At 50.2% G+C, this 18,922-nt stretch carries 19 protein-coding genes and 1 tRNA gene; 5 read left to right on the top strand and 15 right to left on the bottom strand.

All coding sequences use genetic code 11. From position 1 onward, the window contains the following. The first annotated feature begins 37 nt into the window (after positions 1-37). Positions 38-724 carry a two-component response regulator DpiA gene (dpiA, locus tag QZQ97_RS01710; RefSeq protein WP_311991963.1) on the top strand — a complete coding sequence of 229 codons (687 nt, stop codon included), beginning with the start codon at positions 38-40 and terminating at the stop codon, positions 722-724. A 222-nt stretch (positions 725-946) separates the two neighbouring features. Next, positions 947-1,022, top strand: a tRNA-Asn gene (locus QZQ97_RS01705). Positions 1,023-1,207: 185 nt separating this feature from the next. Here QZQ97_RS01705 and QZQ97_RS01700 read toward each other — a convergent pair. From QZQ97_RS01700 to QZQ97_RS01645, 12 genes are all read right to left on the bottom strand, one after another. Further along, positions 1,208-1,453: a YfhL family 4Fe-4S dicluster ferredoxin gene (locus QZQ97_RS01700; protein WP_311991962.1), complete on the bottom strand. Its 246-nt coding sequence runs from the start codon at positions 1,451-1,453 to the stop codon at positions 1,208-1,210. A gap of 9 nt (positions 1,454-1,462) precedes the next feature. After that, positions 1,463-2,173: a carboxymuconolactone decarboxylase family protein gene (locus tag QZQ97_RS01695; RefSeq protein ID WP_311991961.1), complete on the bottom strand. Its 711-nt coding sequence runs from the start codon at positions 2,171-2,173 to the stop codon at positions 1,463-1,465. Between the two features lie 88 nt (positions 2,174-2,261). Beyond that, positions 2,262-2,876: a maleylacetoacetate isomerase gene (gene maiA, locus QZQ97_RS01690; protein ID WP_311991960.1), complete on the bottom strand. Its 615-nt coding sequence runs from the start codon at positions 2,874-2,876 to the stop codon at positions 2,262-2,264. After that, positions 2,873-4,141 (bottom strand): MFS transporter, encoded by a 1,269-nt coding sequence (locus QZQ97_RS01685; protein WP_311991959.1) that lies wholly within the window; start codon positions 4,139-4,141, stop codon positions 2,873-2,875. The genes maiA and QZQ97_RS01685 overlap by 4 nt, the downstream gene beginning before the upstream one ends. Before the next feature lie 26 nt (positions 4,142-4,167). Further along, positions 4,168-4,671: a cupin domain-containing protein gene (locus QZQ97_RS01680; protein ID WP_311991958.1), complete on the bottom strand. Its 504-nt coding sequence runs from the start codon at positions 4,669-4,671 to the stop codon at positions 4,168-4,170. Continuing rightward, on the bottom strand, positions 4,668-6,518 hold the full coding sequence (locus tag QZQ97_RS01675; RefSeq protein ID WP_311991957.1) for an FAD/NAD(P)-binding protein: 1,851 nt from the start codon (positions 6,516-6,518) through the stop codon (positions 4,668-4,670). Before QZQ97_RS01675 ends, QZQ97_RS01680 begins: the two co-directional genes overlap by 4 nt. Next, positions 6,508-7,317, bottom strand: coding sequence for an N-acyl homoserine lactonase family protein (locus QZQ97_RS01670; protein ID WP_311991956.1), 810 nt, complete (start codon positions 7,315-7,317; stop codon positions 6,508-6,510). The genes QZQ97_RS01675 and QZQ97_RS01670 overlap by 11 nt, the downstream gene beginning before the upstream one ends. An 18-nt stretch (positions 7,318-7,335) precedes the next feature. Continuing rightward, a complete protein-coding gene (locus tag QZQ97_RS01665) occupies positions 7,336-8,676 on the bottom strand; it encodes a KamA family radical SAM protein (RefSeq protein WP_311991955.1) in 1,341 nt (446 codons plus the stop codon). A gap of 135 nt (positions 8,677-8,811) precedes the next feature. Further along, entirely contained in the window at positions 8,812-10,026 is a 1,215-nt protein-coding gene (locus QZQ97_RS01660) for a hypothetical protein (protein ID WP_311991954.1), read from the bottom strand. Beyond that, positions 10,023-11,285 (bottom strand): ATP-grasp domain-containing protein, encoded by a 1,263-nt coding sequence (locus tag QZQ97_RS01655; protein ID WP_311991953.1) that lies wholly within the window; start codon positions 11,283-11,285, stop codon positions 10,023-10,025. Before QZQ97_RS01655 ends, QZQ97_RS01660 begins: the two co-directional genes overlap by 4 nt. Position 11,286: 1 nt before the next feature. Continuing rightward, positions 11,287-12,312 carry a KamA family radical SAM protein gene (locus tag QZQ97_RS01650; RefSeq protein WP_311991952.1) on the bottom strand — a complete coding sequence of 342 codons (1,026 nt, stop codon included), beginning with the start codon at positions 12,310-12,312 and terminating at the stop codon, positions 11,287-11,289. An 18-nt stretch (positions 12,313-12,330) separates the two neighbouring features. Next, a complete protein-coding gene (locus QZQ97_RS01645) occupies positions 12,331-13,344 on the bottom strand; it encodes a C-terminal binding protein (RefSeq protein ID WP_311991951.1) in 1,014 nt (337 codons plus the stop codon). 371 nt (positions 13,345-13,715) lie between these two features. Here QZQ97_RS01645 and QZQ97_RS01640 point away from each other — a divergent pair, with 371 nt between their 5' ends. Beyond that, positions 13,716-14,639, top strand: coding sequence for a LysR family transcriptional regulator (locus tag QZQ97_RS01640; RefSeq protein ID WP_311991950.1), 924 nt, complete (start codon positions 13,716-13,718; stop codon positions 14,637-14,639). Between the two features lie 169 nt (positions 14,640-14,808). Here the strand turns inward: QZQ97_RS01640 and QZQ97_RS01635 are convergent, their stop codons facing one another. After that, entirely contained in the window at positions 14,809-14,913 is a 105-nt protein-coding gene (locus tag QZQ97_RS01635; RefSeq protein ID WP_442995183.1) for a hypothetical protein, read from the bottom strand. 317 nt (positions 14,914-15,230) lie between these two features. Between QZQ97_RS01635 and QZQ97_RS01630 the strand changes: the two genes are divergently transcribed. Together QZQ97_RS01630 and QZQ97_RS01625 are read left to right on the top strand one after the other, a co-directional pair. Further along, positions 15,231-15,908 (top strand): DUF1571 domain-containing protein, encoded by a 678-nt coding sequence (locus QZQ97_RS01630; protein ID WP_442994791.1) that lies wholly within the window; start codon positions 15,231-15,233, stop codon positions 15,906-15,908. 15 nt (positions 15,909-15,923) lie between these two features. Further along, positions 15,924-16,400 carry an SRPBCC family protein gene (locus QZQ97_RS01625; protein WP_311991948.1) on the top strand — a complete coding sequence of 159 codons (477 nt, stop codon included), beginning with the start codon at positions 15,924-15,926 and terminating at the stop codon, positions 16,398-16,400. A gap of 239 nt (positions 16,401-16,639) precedes the next feature. Here QZQ97_RS01625 and QZQ97_RS01620 read toward each other — a convergent pair whose 3' ends face one another. Both QZQ97_RS01620 and lpdA read right to left on the bottom strand, forming a co-directional pair. Then, on the bottom strand, positions 16,640-17,425 hold the full coding sequence (locus QZQ97_RS01620; protein ID WP_311991947.1) for an acetoin reductase: 786 nt from the start codon (positions 17,423-17,425) through the stop codon (positions 16,640-16,642). 95 nt (positions 17,426-17,520) lie between these two features. Then, positions 17,521-18,918 (bottom strand): dihydrolipoyl dehydrogenase, encoded by a 1,398-nt coding sequence (gene lpdA / locus QZQ97_RS01615; protein ID WP_311991946.1) that lies wholly within the window; start codon positions 18,916-18,918, stop codon positions 17,521-17,523. Positions 18,919-18,922 lie beyond the last annotated feature (4 nt).

Raw genomic sequence — 18,922 nt, 5'->3', positions numbered from 1 at the left:
TTAACTTTGCATTTTTCTTGCCAATACGGGTTTAATTATGGAATGGTTAAATATTCTGATCGTCGAAGATGAAACACCGCTGGCGGAGATGCATGCGGAGTTCATCAAGCAGAACGGCGGCGGCCGACAAATCTGGCTGGCCGGCACGCTGGGGCAGGCGCGCATGATGGTGGAGCGGTTCAGGCCGGATCTGATCCTGCTGGACAACTTCCTGCCTGACGGCCAGGGTATTGAACTGTTGCGCGAGTTGACCCTGAACGGCTACACGGGCGGCATCGTGTTTATCACCGCCGCCAGCGATATGGATACGGTAGCCGAAGCGCTGCGTTACGGGGTGTTCGATTACCTGATCAAACCTCTGGCCTATGACCGGTTGGCCGGTACCCTGCTGCGGTTCAACCAGCGGCGCCAGGCGCTGAAAGATAACGCGCGCCTTAACCAGCGCCGTATTGACGAGATGTTCAATACCTATTCGCGCGGTGAACAACAGGCCGCTTTGCCGGCGGGTATCGATGAACTCACGCTGGAAAAAATACGTGCCTTGTTCGACCAACCTTCAGCCCATCACACCGCCGAAAGCGTGGCGAAAAATATGGGGCTGAGCCGCACCACCGCGCGCCGTTATCTGGAGTTTGCCACTGCCGCCCAACAGCTCCGCACCGAGATCATTTACGGCAAGGTTGGCCGCCCACAGCGGGTTTACCGCGCCAACACCGAGAATTAAGCGGCTATTCGGCTCGCCGCGCATGATTGAAGGTAACCGATTTATTTCTCTGCGCCCGTCACCGATGCGGGGCATCAATGCAGAGTCAGCTTGAGGTATGGCGGGGTAAATCTGCCAAAAGCTCAACGGCTTGCGCATTCTGTAAGCAAACAGTCACAGAATACGTAATCCGCCTTTGACATGCCGCCGACACCCCGTTAAGATTGCGGCCGTTCACACAATTCCTCTGTAGTTCAGTCGGTAGAACGGCGGACTGTTAATCCGTATGTCACTGGTTCGAGTCCAGTCAGAGGAGCCAAATTAGAGAAGCCCGCTTAAGGAAACTTAAGCGGGCTTTTTGCTTTTGTGATCTTATCGCCCCTCTTTACGGCAATTTCTCTTGCCCGGGACGCCCAGAGACTGGATAAAAAATGCCAGTCAGGTTTAACTGACCGGCATTACGCCTCGGCGTATTTTTATCAGGTGCCTTTGTCAGGAAGCAGCCTACCCGGTGATTAACGCATATTTCTCCCAAAGCCTTTCTTTACTTTCGGCAAATTCTGGCAAGAGCGGAATGCATTCCACCGGACACACTTGCTGACATTGCGGTTCATCATAATGACCCACGCATTCGGTGCAAAGGTTAGGGTCAATGACGTAATATTCATCGCCTGCGGAGATTGCGCTATTGGGGCATGCCGGGCGGCAGATATCACAGTAGATACACTCTTCGGTAATGGTAAGTGACATTGTGCAGCCTTATGATTTCCACGGTGGGTTGAAAGGAAGCTGTACATTTTCCGGTGCGGCCGTACGCGCGACGTTAAGTTCTTGGCCTAGCAGCCCGAAATAGCTGTCCAACGCGGTCAACTCAACCACGCCTGACTCGCCAAAACGCGCTTTGACTGCGTCATAGGTTGCATCTTGCACCATATGGGTTTTATGCAGTTCGGTGACAAATTGATAGACGATGGCTTCATCGTGGGTCATATGTTGAGGACGGCGCTGTGCGGCGAGGGCATCGGCGGTTTCACGGGTCACGCCTGAGCGTAAGGCAATCGGCTCATGGATATACCACTCGTAGGGCGATTGCACTTCGCGGCCGGCAATCAGAATGGCGAACTCACGGATACGCATAGGCAGTTCGGAGTTGAAGCGCACGTGCTCACCCAGCATCTGAACGCGCGTCAGCAATTCAGGGCTTCTCAGCAACACCGAAAACGGCCCGAAAATACAACCACGCGGTCCGGCACTGATTTTTTTAATGGCGGCAAGTTGCTCCGGGCTGGCATTCTGCGGATCCATATCAGGCAACCTGTCCAGACTTAGGTCGCTCTCAGAGAATTTGACCGCATCGCACTGCGCGGGCCACTTCAACGGGTCACTGATTTTCTCTGCCGGTGCGGCATTCGCCGCACCGTTTGCCAACAAGAACGCTATCGCCACTGCTGTTTTCTTAAAGGTATTCATTTCCGGCTTCTCTTTTTATTGTAGATATGGGCTTCAACTCTAAAGCGCATTTTTCTGGACCCTCCCCCCGGGCGGCGTCCAGTTCCTTTTATTGAACCTCTTTGAAGGCATCAAGCTCATTGCACAGCGCGTAAATGCCGAACACGGTCTTGTGACAGCTCAAATCTATCCCCTGTTTACGCGCCGACTCACACTGCGCAAAGAGACAAATATCCGCCATCGTTGGAGAAGTGCCGCAGCAAAAAGCGTGTTGAACGGCTCTCTGCGACAAGGTTTTTTCTGCCACTCTCAGCGATTCGTCCAGCCATTGCAGTTTCCAGCTACCGATGGCATTTTCGGTCAGACCTGACGCCCGCAACCTGTCCACCACGCGACGGGTGATCAACGGGTGATAATCGGCCGCGAACAGAGCAGCAAAACTCCGACACCAGGCCCGCGCCAGCGGCTCGCGCGGCAGGACCTCGTACCCGGCTTGGATATCGTTAAGGTATTCGATGATGGCCAGTGACTGCGTCAATATCTGTCCGTTATGCATTAACAACGGCAACTTTTTCTGTGCATTGAGTTCGCGGTAAGAAGGCGCAAGGTGCTCACCCTGTTGCAAATCAACCTCAACATATTGATATTCAATATCTTTTAAGCACAACGCAATACGTACTCTTTTCGACGCAGACGACGTGCGGCAACCATAGAGCGTTATCATAAGCTGTCATCCGCGGTCTTCAGTGAGCCACGCTTCATCACACTGACGAGCCATTTGAAGAAACCAGGCGCCTGCAGGAGGATCATGAAACCAAACGCGGCCTGATAGGCTATTTGCGGGTAATGACCTGCGGTATCCATTGGCCAGAATCCAATGATCACCCCGAACAGCGTTTGCGTGAGGAAGGCTCCAAACAAGATAAGCAGGTTGAGACAGGTCGCCGCGCGGCCGGTCATTGCCGGTGACACATTTTGCGCGACGATGGTGTATTCAAGGCCAGCGATGGTACCGATGAGTGTGAAGCCTATCGACAATGCGGGAAGCAAAGGCACGATATTCAACGCGCAAAGCACCTGCACGGCCAAAAACAGCGCAATGCCGATACCGCCCACGTCCAGCGGTTTGATGTTAAATTTTCCGGCCCATTGCGTTATCGCGCCCACGGACAGCGACCCCACCACGACCGCCCCCATGCCGACGAAAAGATAAATAGAGGTTTCCGCATTGCTATACTGCCCCACGTCCTGCAACCATTTCCCCATCCACAGCCCCTGTAAACCAAAAGCGACAGTGTGAGGGAGCAGCAACAGGCCGATCACTTTGCGAAACGCCCGATCTTTATATACTTCCAGCAATGAGGCGAGGCTCGGCCACTTCACCATTTTGTGTTCGACAGGATCTTTCGGTACCCATAAGGCGATAGCCAACATAACCGCCAGCGTGATGCCAGCCATGACAAAAAACAGCGTCCGCCAGGAGATAAACCCCACCAGCCAGGCAATCGGCAAGGTAGACAACATCGCGCCCAACCCGCCTGCCGCGAGGAGATACCCATGAATCGACGGTAATTTGCGTGCCGGCACCCAAAATGACAGCACTTTAATCGAGCCCATAAAACATGCCGCCAGCCCCAGCCCGATGAGTATTCTCGCCAACAATAACGTGGTGAAGCTATGCCCGACAGCAAACAGCACCGCCCCCACGACCGCTACGCCAAGCAAAGAGAGCTGCACACGTTTCGGACCATAGCGATCAAGCGCCAGCCCAACCGGCAACTGCGCCAGGGAAAACGAGAAGAAATACGCACTGGATAAAATGCCGAGCTGCCCGGCTGACAGCGACATTGCCGAAATCAGAAACGGTGATAATACGGCATTAATATTCCTGAACAGAAATGACGTGCAATGCCCAAAAGCAAACGGCAAAAAGATGCGCGTCATCACTTTGGATGCGCTCAACGATGGGGACGAAGATATTTCAGCCATGATGATACCTTTAATAATTAAGTAATTTATTGCGAATGAGTCGAGTACGTTTTATCTCCATCGTTTCGTAATAGCGTTCCCTGCTTTGCCATACCCGGCAAATTCTGGATCACATACAAAACCAGATTTTCATTCTCTTGATTAATAAACTGATGCTCACTCCATGCCGGTACATAAATAATGTCACCGCTGGCCAACGGCGTCGGGGATTTATTATCCACCACCAGTTCCCCCTTTCCGGATATCACCACATACAGATGCCAAAAAGAGTGAGAGTGTGGCATGGTGCGAGCGTCAGGATGAATGACCTGAACGGTGACGGACAGGTCATGCAATGTTTCGCCCTGCTTCTCCCGATGAGGGTTTTCAAGAAACAGTGCGCCGCGGGTGGTGAATTCTTCTGTCTGCAGGGCCTGCAGAATGGACGATTGCTTCCAGATGACGCTGTCTTCGCGAGGACGTTGGTTATCCACCAGATAGCGACTGAATGAACGCAAGTTTCCCTGCTGCAAGACATTCTGATCTGTCATGCTGATGTCTCCACCGGGATCGCGAGCGGATATTCCTGACGGACGAGACGGCGCAGGCAACTCTTCACGCCTATATTCGCATCCTCAAACTGTCGCGATGGCAAATGTGGACGCGGCAAGGCGTGGGTATAGTAATGCGCACCTTCAATGGGGAAACCGATCGCCCAAAGATTTTCGTCGGCCACTCCGTTGGCATTAATCGGGTGCAGACCTTTATCTACCGCCATACCGCCCGGATGATAGTCACCATTCATATAAGGCGTGATGATTCCGTTCTTCAGCAGATTACGATTAAGTTCGCTGCCATCAGTCAGGGGTGAATATCCGTCGAGCCTGGCGATAATAATGGCGTCAACCGGACTCTCATAATTCTGCCGCGTAAACTGGCCGCGAAGGACGAAGCGGGATTGGCTTTCATCGCAAACAATCTCGGTCGCGGGACCGCCGCCAAGCGTGACCACGCCGGCAGCAAACAAGGCGAGTAGCTCCTGGTTTCTGCGTAACGGAGGGCCAAAGGAGACGCGATTAATAATCGGATTAAAGGATTCGATAAAGTAGCGGTGTGACTCTGGCGTCAGCCCATTCCATTCAACCGCCCGGCGCAAGGCTTCTCGCACATCGCGCAATACATCGGTTGCCGCCTTTAACGGGCTGTTCATATTCCCTGATTTAGCCTGTTGCAGGTCATGGTTAACCCACTCAAGGAAGAATGCACACCAGGACTGATAGTCATCAAACGTCCTGTTACGCAGCGGCCAGAGCACCTGCTCAATCTGCTCGACAACGTTTTCATCGGCGCTGAATGTGCTCGGCTCCAACTGCGTTTGCGTCTGCGCGCACTGCCAGGCATAAGCCATCTCTTTAATTAAGAGCGGCAGTATCTGCGATTGAAAATCGATCTGTTTCGAATTTCGCTCGGCGATATTTCTGGCACCTATCGCCTCTACCGCCGCAGGCGTCAGAAATTGCCCGGTATGACGGCCGGTTAGCCCCTTCTGATTAACTCCCCGCCCCGCAAACGGCAGACACTGGCGTGAGGACAGCATTATTTTCGGCTCCAATCCCGAGGCGATATATTCAAGCCCGTCTGCCGATTTGATATAGCGCCCCCCACGCCCAAGGGTCAACGCCGAAATGGCATCATGCGCCGTCAGGCCAAATCCCTGAATAAGCACCCGAGATTTTTCCGAAAGAGTATCGAGCCGCTTAACCGGATAAGGGGACGCGTGATAAGCCAGCAGCGGATTGCGATCGCGATGACGCTCGCTGAATGCCGATAAACGGCTGTCGCTGTCCGTGGGTTTGCGATAGCCGTGCCCGGTGGCAAGGAAGACGAAATCACAGGCAATACTCTTTCCGTCCTCGAGAATCACAGTAAAGCGGTCATCTTTCGTCAGGTTCACGGCTAACTGATGATATTCGGTAAGCGTGATATTTTCCGGTAAAAGCTTAAGCAAACGCTGATAGTAATCCGCGAGGTATTCACCCAGCATGGAGCGTGGCAAATACTCCATATCGGTCAACTCTGCCCCGACGCCATTTTGCATAAAGGTGTCGTTATCGCGCCTGTAACCTGCTGTTTTTGCCCACTGAATAAACGATTCCCCCCCGGCTTTCAATGCATGGCTATTGCCCGCAAACAGGGTGATTTGAGACGAGACCGTATTAACCAATAAGTGATCAGGCTGTTCTGCAGGATGGCTTCCCTGCCCCGGATTCCCAGGGTTAATAATATGCAGGTGAATAGGGTCTTTAATGCCATCGTTAATGACATTTTCAATAATGCGATCGAGCACATTCAGGCCACGAGGACCAAAACCAATAATAGCGAGATGATTAACGCGCACGGATCTCTCCTTCTGGAGGAAGGTGGAGCTGTACAATATTTTCCTCGCCATTAAAGCGCGGGAATAACGTTCTCACCTGCGGATCGTGGCCGGGGATAATATAGGTGAGGTCGGGTACAAGTTGCTTCATGATATTATGCGCCGCGAGCATATCGGGGATATCCATCACAATTGGAAACGGCGTTGAGGCATCAACATGGTGCCAGTAATGCGCGGAATCGCTGGCCAATACAATTTTGCCCCGCGCGGTATTTACCGTGACAATTTGCAGCCCTTCGGTGTGGCCCCCCACGAGCTGCGTATTAATACCCGGTAAAATCTCCTCATGCTTGCCGACATAGCGTACTTTGCCTTCATGCAGGCGATAAATCGCATTGGCAATATTCTCCGGATCATAAGGTGCTCTCACATAGCGATGCAGCATGTGTCTGCCGGTGCAGTAGTGCATCTCCTTTTCCTGCATATACAGCGTGGCATTGGGAAAAGCCTTGAGATTGCCGATATGGTCATAATGCATGTGCGTGACGATAATTTTTTCGATGCTGTTTGCATCGACATCCAGCTTTTGCAACAGCGACTCTGGCGAGCTGTAATAATGTCGATTACGTTTCTGGGCCAGCTCTCGATTAAAGCCGGTATCCACCATGAGCACAGTGTTTTCATGGCGAATTAACCAGCAATAAAAATCGAGCGGCATATCACTGTTATCGTGTTCATCGTGCGAAATAAAGTTTTCATTGCGCGACCGGTTTTTATGTTCTGCGTAGCGCAGCGCATAGACTTCATATTCAGGTGTCATTTTTACATTCCGAGCAGTTTATGCAGTGACGATTCTGGCCATTTCTTCTAAGGGCGTGGTTTTGTCTTTATTTTCGAAAAAGAAATGCGACTCACCAAAGGCAGGTCGTAGGTGATCCAGCCACGAGGCCTGTGGGTCATATTTTGCAAAGAAGGGGCGACGCACCCAGTCTGGATTGCGCGCCTGAAGAAATTGCAGCGCAAAGACTTTCTCACCGCGGATTTCTGTTATCCCATCAATCATGACCTTACCCGGGAAGGCACTCATTGAGGGACCGCGTACCGTTCTCGCCAGGCCGGATACCGATTGATAGGCCTGTTGGAATATTTCCCAGGCTTTATAGAGAGGAAGCCCAAAGTATTCATTGGGGCCGGTATCGCGTTCGACAAACATGTAGTAAGGGATAGCCCCAAGGCGCACACCGGTGGTCCATAGGGTCGCCCACCCTTTTGGATCTTCATTAATGTGGCGGATCAGCGGAGACTGCATTCTCACCGTAGCACCGGTGGAAATAATACGCCTCAACGCAGTCTGGGCTATTTCAGGCATGATCTCCTGAGGGTGATTATAGTGTGCCATCAGGGCAAGATTTTTACCCGCAGCCACGACCTCTTCAAACAAGCGTAATACATCGTCGGCGTCTTTATCGGTGACATAGCGTTGAGGCCAATAAGCCACTGACTTGGTACCGATACGAATATTCTTGATATGGCTAAGCTCTGGAATAAGCAGAGGGCGAATATAATCACCTAAAGCACGCGCATTCATAATCATCGGATCGCCTCCGGTGATTAATACATCGGAAACTTCGGTATGGCGTTTGAGATATTCAACCAGCAGTGCGGAAGTCCGCGCCTCAAATTTAAGTTCATCCATACCCACAAACTGTGGCCAGCGGAAACAAAAGGTGCAATAAGCGTGGCAAGTTTGACCGGCAGAGGGGAAAAATAGCACTGTCTCTTTGTACTTGTGCTGGAGCCCCTGCACCGCTTCGCCATTGAGCATGGGAACATTATGCGTAAGCTGGCCCGCCGGATGTGGATTCATGCGATGGCGGATTTTATTGATGATCGCATGCAACGTGGCTTCATCTTTATCCTGACGGATAGCATCACTGAGCTGGGAAAATTCGTTTTCTCTGAGCATTTCACGATGCGGGAACGTCAGACGAAAAATCGGGTCATCGGGAATATTATCCCAGTCAATGAGCTCATCGAGGATATATTGATTTACACGAAAGGGTAAAACCTGACTCAGCACCTCAACGGTATGTTTCATTTCGGGAGTAAACTTTTCCCACTGAGGGGCTTTACTAATGGTACGTTGGGTATAAGGGATAAATTTCGTTACGGCTGTCATCTTTATTACTCACCTTGCCTTAAATTTTACAAAAAACGTCATCAACGCCCACCGAAATGGGCGCATTTATAATATTGATATTGATATTTACATTCACCTGATACAGAAAACAAAAATAGCACACTTCTTAATCATCTAATTTTTCACCCACTGTGATCGGCTTACTCCACGTGTAAGATAACAAACCCCATAACACAGAAGTTCAACCACTATCAGGGCAGAAAAAATGCTCACCGAAAGCATTAAGCCATAATCAGCGATGGGGAAGAGGTAAAAGACCAGAATAGGCGTAACCAACGCAGTGAAGATACTTAAATTGATAATGCCAAGTCGGTTATTCGTCATTATGACAGAACGAAAATAGCCGCGTACAATCCACAGCGTCGAGATAAAGATAATGGCGATAAAGAAACCAGCATTCATATATAACGTTTTACCCCCTGCCGGGAATAAATCGAAGCCATTCAGGATGACACACAGCAATACAAAAAGCACCGGCGCCGCCAGGCATTGGATACCAAAGAATATAAATAATGACTTTCGTTTCGGCTGATGGCCAAGGATCTTGAGCAGAATGCTTTCGATATCAAGTACAGAGCCTATCGAAATACATATCATCCCGAAGGTCAGCGGCCAGTACTTTAAAATAGCGTCCCCTTCTGCGACTTGCCCTAAACAGATCACAACGATGATATTGCTCATCAGTGACGAAGCCGACATAAGGAAAGCCGAGGAGTACGGCGCCAGCACCTCAGTATAGTTATGAGTTGAGTTGTCATATAAGCGTATCCCCTGCCAGCGTACCATGACTAATAGCAGGGCCGCCTCCGTATATGCTCCGCAAACAAGTGCCACGATTGCCGCCATATCGACAGGCACTTGAAATCGGGTCAAGGTAAAACAACCGATGACCGAGACCAGGACCCGCACTAATGAAGCTCGGCTCATCAGTGCGGTTTTTCCCTCCAAAATGCAGCATCCCTGCAAGTAACGCCTAACGGCTACGGCCAATAATGAAAGCGAAAAGAAATGAGTGATGAATTCAATATGTGGCGTCATCTTTGCACTAAACATTGAGACGGCGACATTGAATATAACAAAGACGCTGACAGCAAGCAGCATGGCGAAGAGCAGCGCCTCCCTGCTCTTCTTTATTTTGATAACGACTGCGCATAAAGGAAAAACAAAGGCATTGGCAAACATAAAGGTACTTAAGGCTATGGCATAATCTCCGGACGCCTGCAAACTATAGGCGGAAAGAATCACCGAAATAAGCGGCAACTCCAGATTAAGCAAGCTAATGCTAATGGCACTTGGCCACCATAACCTCAACATACCCCATGTATTCATTCCGTTACCTCACTGCCGACCTGTTGCAAATGCTGATAAGGAATATATTTATCAACCAGCCATTGATAATCTTCTTTCAGAGAAGAAAACGAGGGTCCCCAAAGCAGGATACCGCCGATACGGTCGCGAACACTTTGTGGACGAACCAGCGGCGAACCCTGTTCCACTTCCCACACCGTTTTATACTCATTTACGATATTGATATCTTTCGTGAGGTCTGCATATTCCCCTTCACGGTGCGGATACCACACCCAGGCTGCATAAGTTTCTGACTGTGGCACAGACTTTTGCAATAGCCCCATTTGTGAACGGAAATGCTGCTCTTCAATATTACTTCCAGAGCAGAGTGCATGCATTTGCGGGATCCAACCTCCCGGCGCTCGGGCCGCAATCTCTAAAAATACGATACGATTATCTTTAGTGAGGAAGGCTTCGAGGTGGGTTGCACCATCCGGCACATAGCCCAGAGCATCAAATACGCGCTGATTGTATTCATAAAACAGCTGATACAGCGGGTCATTTTTATCCAGCGGCAGGCTACCAATAGGTTTGCCCTCAATGAATTCCGCATTCGGATAGCTGTATTGGCAGATATAAATCTCTTCGATTTTGCCGTTAAAAACCAGTGAGTCGATATGGTATAGACGCCCTTCGATAAATTCGTCGAGTTCATAGTTGGCGACGTCACGGTTATCGCTGCACCAGCGACGTAATGCGGCAGGATCTTGGAGTTTAGCGATCCTCTCACTCCCCGCCGAGTCTATCTGCTTGGCGAAAACGGGATACCCCACGGCCTTCTCAATCTGCCGACAATATTTTTCCGGCTCGCACTGATACTGTGCCGGAGAGAATGGCAGCACCTTGGGAACATCTATGTTCCCGGCTTCCATTACCGCCTTCATACGCAACTTATTGATGAATGGCTCTATTTGCGCGAATGTCGCTCCCTTAATGGCCAAAATTTCACGCAGTTGGGCCGCGTGGCCGAGGAAATATTCGTCATTGGTGATAATTCTCACTTCAGACATATCGCTGATATTGCGTTCAGTGAACAAATCGCGGCAAGCTTGCTCCAGACTGTCGACGGTAAAAGGATCGCAAATTTTGATATCGTCAAAGCAGGCTTTTTGATCTTCAGGGAGATTTCCCCATCCCTGATGGCCGGTAAGCAAGCACACCGAAAACTGATCGCGATCGATTAATTTATTCCAGTCAGTACGAAAGGTGACAATATTTTGAAGAATGATAAATGTTTTCATATTAACAATCCTCCAGCGCGTCTTGCTTAGTCACCGTTGACCAGTCGTGAGTGTTTACCGTCTTGCCATAAAAATCAGTCACCGTCGCGGTGTCTGTATTCCAGTGTTCGCTGGGAACAACGACTTTTCCGGAGGCGCTAGGAATATCGATAACATGCTGCGGGAAAGCCAGACCGGAGAGTTCATTACGTAATTGCGTCATGATCGCCATTTCATCTTCCAGACGCATAACAAAGCGACGCGTTGAGGTCACTTCCTGGCCATGATAAATATAATACGGTCGTACGCCCAATTCGAATAAACGCAGGAACAGCGTTTTAAGCGTTTCTTTATCGTCATTGATTGTTTTTAAGAAAACGGTCTGCGTTAACATCACGTAGCCCATTTTTCTGAATGCATGAATAAGCTCGACAACCTCAGCCTGAAGCTCATCTGGATGATCAATGTGCAGACTTAAATAGACCGTCGGTTTTGCTTTCGCCAACTCTTCCATTAATTCCATACGCACTTTTCCCGGGTTTTGTAACGGATAACGCGTGTGGATCCTCACCACCTTGACATGCTCGATATCTTTCAGCTTGTTAAACAGGTATTGCAGTCCTTTAGGGTTGGTCAGGGGGTCGCCACCGCTGGCAATGACTTCATAAATGGTCGGGTCATTGGCAATATACTCAACAATATCATCTATCTGAGACATCTTGAGTCTACCTTCGACGTCCAAACCCACCCCGACTCGATCCTGACGTTCGCAATAACGACAGTTCGCCGCACAGGTATAGGAGAGCAACACCAGCAGTTGACCATCATATTTCCTCACCGTGCCAAAGACCGGTGTCGAGGTTTTTTCATTTAATAAATCCACATCCAGATTAGCCGGCAAGGTTTCATATTCTGGATTAAACTCATACATATCTCTGATTGCTACGCTTTTCTTAATCAGCTCTCTTAGATAGGGAGTGGTCTTTTCAGAGAATCGGGTTTCTTCTTCTTCAAACTGTTTAACTTCAATCTTATTATCTATAGACATGCTCATAGCCTTTATATTTTAGTATCGTACAGATTGCTCACCGGCATTTTCATTAACGCAGTTTCTGACGTGTAGCCCGTTCATTTTTTGTTGAACCAATTCAGCGGATTTTGTTCTCATTTCGAGGAATGATTCTTCCGTATAAAAAGCTGAGTGTGCGGTAAGAAGAACGTTATCCAGCTGTCTGAAGCAATCGGGAATATTTGGCTCATTTTCCAGGACATCCAAACCGGCAGCCGCGACTTTTCCTGATTTAATGGCTGAAAAAAGGGCCTCAGAGTCGATAATTCCGCCACGAGCGGTGTTGACCAGCAAAACGCCCTTTTTCATTATGTCGAATTCTGCATGGGACAACAGATGGTAGGAGGAGGGATTTAAAGAGGCATTGACCGAGATTATGTCTGAGGTCGCCAGAAGCGTTTTCAGAGATTCACAGCGCACGACGCCATGCGTTTTATCCAGCCCGCTGACCGCATTGGGATCGTAGAACTGAACATTCAGACCGAACATCGCCGCCCTTCTGGCAACGGCGCCACCGATGCGGCCAAAACCGATAATGCCTAATTTACGGCCACGCAGACGATAGAGCTTTTTGACACTTGCCCAATCCCAGCCACCTTGTTTGACGTGGAGATTGATCTCTTCAAGTTTTCTCGCAATCCCCAGCATCAGTGCCAGAGCATGGTCAGCAACCTCCTCCGTCCCATAATCAGGAATGTTAAGCACAGAGATGCCCAACTCACGAGCGGCAGAGATATCAATATTGTCATAGCCCACTGCCGCTTTAACAATAGTTCGGCAATTTTTTAAACTGGATAAAAATGCTTTATCAAAACTGACTGCGGGCACACATGCCCAGATAATAAGATAATTTACTTCTGAAAGAAGAGTTAAGGGAAGTTCATTTACATGGCTAATATGCACTAACTGAACATCATGCTCGGCCAAGATCTCTTGTTCGATAATAGCTTTTTTAAAATGCTTTTCTGTCGTTGAATCAATGATTAGAATCTTTTCTCTGCCGATGTTCAAATTGCCGTCCTTATAAGGCGATCAACTGTGCGTTTAAAAGCGCCACGAGTTTGATATGTTTGATAAAATCCACTCTTCGGAACCGCAGGAATTTGACATTCATAGCATTGACTCCGCCAGACTAATCTTTCCGTTGCCAGGAAGGTTTAGAATGAAAAAGCGTCTAATTCATGAGTAATTATTTCACCTGATTAATGACGTTTACCGCTCGCCACTCCCGAATGATGAAATTTTATTTTCCGGTAAACTTTCACGGGAAGATGCTTTTTTGAACGCGTACTTCAGTCAAACTTTTTCCGTCAAACAATATTTACCAAAATGAAAAGCGTGATACAATTTCATTAAATTGATTTCAGAAATGACAAAAGGTAATGATGATGGGCTTATATCTGGATATGCATTCAATTGAGGCTTTTCTTAAAGTTGCCGAGCTTAATAGCTTTACCCTGGCAGCGGAGTCACTTTGCATAACTCAGTCGGGAGTAACTGTTAAAATTCAAAAACTTGAGAATATGCTTGGTTATCCGCTTTTCCATAGAACTCCTCGTCATATCTACCTTTCGCCGCAGGGCGAAGCGTTCCTTTCTCGGGCTAAAAGCCTGATGGTGGCCCACACCAGCGCGTTAACAACGCTCAACGTTGGTGAAAATACCCAAAATATCAAAATTGGCATTAGCGACCATGTGCTGGATACCCAGCTCATGCAGACGATTAAAAGTATTAGACAAACTTATTCCGATCTTATGATTGAAGTTAAAGTAGAAAGCTCTTCCAAAGTCCTGCACGCACTCGAAAATAAAAAAATAGACATAGCTATTATCACTCAGGATGGCGATAAAAAAGGAGGGGAATATCTACGTAATGAAAACTATAGATGGTATTGCTCTCCAACATTGGCTTTTAAACAGGATAAAATACCGCTGATTACCCTGAGAGAATCTTGCCGTATGAGGAAGCTCATTCTGGACTTATTACTTGAAGCTCGAACCCCATGGTTTGATAGTTTCCAGGGCGGCGGAATGGACACCATCATTGCGGCAGCAAAATCAGGGCTGGGCATCGTCCCCTTACCCGACACCGCGCTCACAGTTTCAGACCTGAAAGAGCTAACGGACGCCAGTCACTATGTCAGTCTTCCGAAAATACCGTCGGCGCACATCGTTACCTATAACAACTGCCTGGATCTGCGCTCCAGATCGATGCTTAAGGATCTTGCCCAGGCAATAAAAAATCAGACGGTAAAGATGCCTGATACCGATAAGTTTGTCTCCCTGGGTAGCCTGATGACGGTTTGACGTTTCCGTCCTGTTCTGCTGGAAAACCACGCCTCGGCGTAATGCTTGTCACTTGGCGTTTTTCTGTTCGTGCCAGTGTAGCTTTCGCTCGATAACAGTCAGATGCCAGCGTTTTCCGTTACTGCGCAGCGTCGTTACACTTAATGGGATATCGATCAGTTGAAAGGCGCTAGCCGATGCCATCCTGCAAACGCTCATCGGAAGACCACCAATTGGCGCTCTCTGGCTGACGGAGCCAATGGCAGTAAGCCGCCGGATCCCGCCAGTACCCCACCACAATAAAAGCAGCAACGTCAGTTTTTTATACAACCCTGACGTTTAAGGCTGTTGTCGGCCTATCCGTCGCCCTGATAACGGCCAGGCATGTTGAAATGAAGGTTTTTTATTTCTATTTAAAATAATTGAAAAACACTGCCTTAGATTTTATCTGACATACTGATTATGTGCCCGGTAGATCCGTAGGAGCAAAAATCGCTTTAATCAGCGCTCTGAAGACGGCAGTGAATCACAAAATCAAAACGCTGGGATAACCTGTTTACCGGCCTTTCAAAACAGGAGACGATCATTAGCGACTTAGTCTCTTTTGCCGTAATGCTTGCAACATTACTGATCTTTAACGTTAACGATACAGCGCACGCAGCGGACAAGAGCGCTGTGGCATCCGCTTTTTTGCAGAATTCGACAACGACTGATCCCATCATTCTCTCGCTGCAACATTTTGAACAAATCCAATCTTACCAGGTTATGGTGCGTTCCTTGTCACCGCCTGATGACACTAAAATCATCCGCTATAGCTATCGTAAACCGGGTTATGTACGGATGGACTTTACCGAACCACATTCAGGTGCAGTCCTAATCTATAATCCAGTCAATGGCAAAGTTAAGTTGTGGCCATTTGGCGTAGGAAACTTTCCTGTTTTGAGCCTGTCGCCCACAGATTCATTGATACGAGATGCTAACGGTCATCGGGTGGATCGATCGGATTTTAGCGTTTTGCTGAATAATATTCGTAGCCTGCAAAATGGGGGTACAACAACTCCCCTCGGGGAAAATATCATCGCGGGGAAGTCGACATTGCATTTATCCGTGGTCGGCCCAGAAGGAAAGACTGTCGATGCGGTTCATCGTTATGACATTTGGTTAGATAACAAATATGGATTTCCTGCAAAGGTGGTCAGTTACGCACTGGATGGAAAAATGCTGGAAACCGTACTTATGGATGCAATGGTTATCAACATCCATTTCCCTCCTGATTTTTTCGCACCTTAATGGGAGCCTGGCTCTATGGCTGACTATAAGTTCTCCACCATCTGGCGAGTTGAGGCTTCTATACAGGAAGTATGGGATGTTCTATGCCATCCGGATCTGTGGCCCGAATGGTGGGGAAGTCTGGAGCAGATTACCGAGTTAAAGAAAGGTGATATTCACGGAATTGGCGCCTTGCATCGTTATACCTGGAAAGGTGTACTCCCTTATCGATTAACCTTTGATATCCATGTATTAAATATTACGCCTTTTTGCCTTTTAGAAGGGAAAGCCAGTGGCGACGTTGAAGGGCGTGGAGTCTGGGCGTTTTCTGACAAAGAGGGGGATACTATCGTTAGGTATGATTGGAATATCCGGACTAACACCCGATGGATGAACTATCTCGCTCCGCTGGCAACACCCGTTTTCCGGTGGAACCACCATTGGGTGATGCGCGATGGAGCAAAAGGTTTAGCCCGCAAATTAGGTACGCATGTCGACGTGTATTTTAGCTAAAGAGAAAGCAGACCTGCGTTCTTTCCGGCTGGCAAAAATCTTGAAGGGGGGCGTCTATGTGCTTATGCCCCCAGTCAGGAACCCAAATCCAGAAAATCCCGCGCAGGGAAACCTAGCGGGATTTTTGCTTTGGCATCATTAGATTGCCTGCCCGCCTCCGCCAAATTGCACGAAATGAATCGCCACGGTTGGGCAGGCACCTAAAAACCCTTTAAGAGAACTTAAAAGAGCGGCACCGGTTAGCGATAAACCAGCCCGCCGTCGGTCAAAATCGACTGGCCGGTGATATAGGCGGCATCGTCGCTGGCAAGAAAGGCGACAAGTGCCGCGACGTCAGCCGGCGTTTGCGCGCGCCCCAAGGCAATGCCATCGACGTACTTCTTATAGGTTTCGCCTTTCGGGGCACCGGTAATCTCCGAGAAACGCTGATCTATTTCCACCCACATATCGGTGCCGACCACCCCAGGGCAATAGGCGTTGACGGTAATGTTGTCGCTGGCGTATTCCTTTGCCGCAACCTGGGTCAATGCGCGTACGGCGAATTTGGTGGCGGAGTACACGCCCAGCAATGCAAAACCCTCATGACCGGCGATGGAACAAGCATTGATGATCTTGCCCTTTTTGTTGAGCTGCTTAAATTTCGCCGCGGCGGCCTGGATCCCCCAGGTCACCCCCCCGATATTGATGTTCAGGATCTTCTCAAGATCCTCCGGCATCACGTCTGCGATGGGTTTTACCTGCGAAATACCGGCGTTATTAATCATCACATCCAAGGTACCCAGCGTACTCACAACGTGCTCGATGGCCGCATACACCTCCTCGCGCTTGCTGATATCGGCAACGTAGGTTGTCGCTTTTACCCCGAAAGACTCCACCTCTTTCCTGACTGCACCAAGCTGATCTGCGGATAAATCCAACAGCGCAAGATTGACCCCCTCTTGTGCCAGGCGCAGTGCGATCCCACGGCCGATGCCACGCGCTGCGCCAGTGATAATGGCTACCTTTCGGTTCAAACCTGTCGACATGATTATTCCTGTTTCGTTTTGTACTACGTCTAATGGAGAGTTTTTTGTTGGTTTCCGCGACCGAAAACGCTAATCGGATCAGATCCCGTATTTTCTTATTGATGCAGCGGTCGGCCGGCGGCCGCCAGGATCGATTCATGCATGGCTTCGGAAAGTGTCGGATGCGCAAAGATGACCGACAGCAGGCTCTCGTCCGTGGCCTCCAGATGATGGGCGATACCGAAGCCCTGGATCTGTTCGGTGACCTGTGCGCCAACCATGTGCGCCCCCAGCAGCTCGCCGGTTTCGGCATCGAAAATCGTCTTGACGAAGCCCTCCGCCTCACCGCCGGCCAGCGCCTTGCCATTGCCCTGATAGGCGAACTTACCGATCTTGAGCGGTCGTCCGCTGGCGCGCGCCGCCGCCTCGGTCAGGCCCAGACTGGCAACCTGCGGCCGGGCATAGGTGCAACCGGGCACATAACCGCGGTCAAGCTTGTGCACGCCTTCGACGCCGGCCAGCGTCTCGACGCAGATCGTCCCTTCGTGGCTGGCCTTGTGCGCCAGGCACGGCGGGCCGGCCACGTCGCCGATAGCGTAAAGGCCGAAGACGTTGGTGCGGCAGGCGTCATCCGTCTTGATGAAACCGCGATCCAGCTCGACGCCCAGCGCCTCCAGGCCGAGGCCTTCGACATTGGGTTGGACGCCGGCCGCCAACAGCACATGTTCGACCTCCACGGCCTGTTCGGCCCGGGCGTTTTTCAACGTGCAACGCCCTCCCGCGTCCGTGAGCTGCACCTGCGTCACCTGCGTCTGGGTATGCACGCGAATACCGCGCCGTTCGAACGACTTGTGCACCGCAGCCGCGACTTCGGCGTCCTCAACCGGCAGTATCTGCGCGGCCAACTCCACCAGCGTCACTTCGCTGCCAAGGTCGTTGTAGAGGCTGGCGAACTCGACGCCGATGGCGCCGGAGCCGATGATCAACAAGGATTTCGGCAATTTTTTGGGTTGCAATGCCTCGAAGTAGGTCCAGATCCGCTCGCCATCCGGTACGATCCCCGGCAACGCACGCGGGCGGGCGCCGGTAGCCAGGATCACGTGGTCGGCCCGGTAGTCGCGCTCGCCCCCCCTGGCATCGACTACCGTCACCTGCCCCTTGCTACTCAGGCGGGCGGTGCCGTCGAACACCGTTACGCCATTCTTCTTCAACAGGTACTCGACCCCGCCGGTCAGCTGTTGCGACACGGAGCGGCTAAACTGCACCAGTTTCTGCAGATCGAAACTCACCTCGCCGACACTGAAACCCAGTTGGTCGGCATGGGCGATGCTGTGCGCCACCTCGGCACCGTGCAGCAGCGCCTTGGTTGGGATGCACCCCCAGTTCAGACAGATGCCCCCCAGATGCCGTTTTTCCACCAATGCGGTACGCAGCCCGAGCTGGCCGGCGCGGATGGCGGCAACGTAACCCCCCGGCCCGCCGCCGATCACCAGTACATCGTATTTGTCGTGCATGGCT

The sequence above is a fragment of the Serratia sp. root2 genome, assembly GCF_031931805.1.
GTDB classification, from domain to species: domain Bacteria; phylum Pseudomonadota; class Gammaproteobacteria; order Enterobacterales; family Enterobacteriaceae; genus Serratia; species Serratia inhibens.
This window is presented reverse-complemented; position numbering and strand designations above follow the sequence as displayed.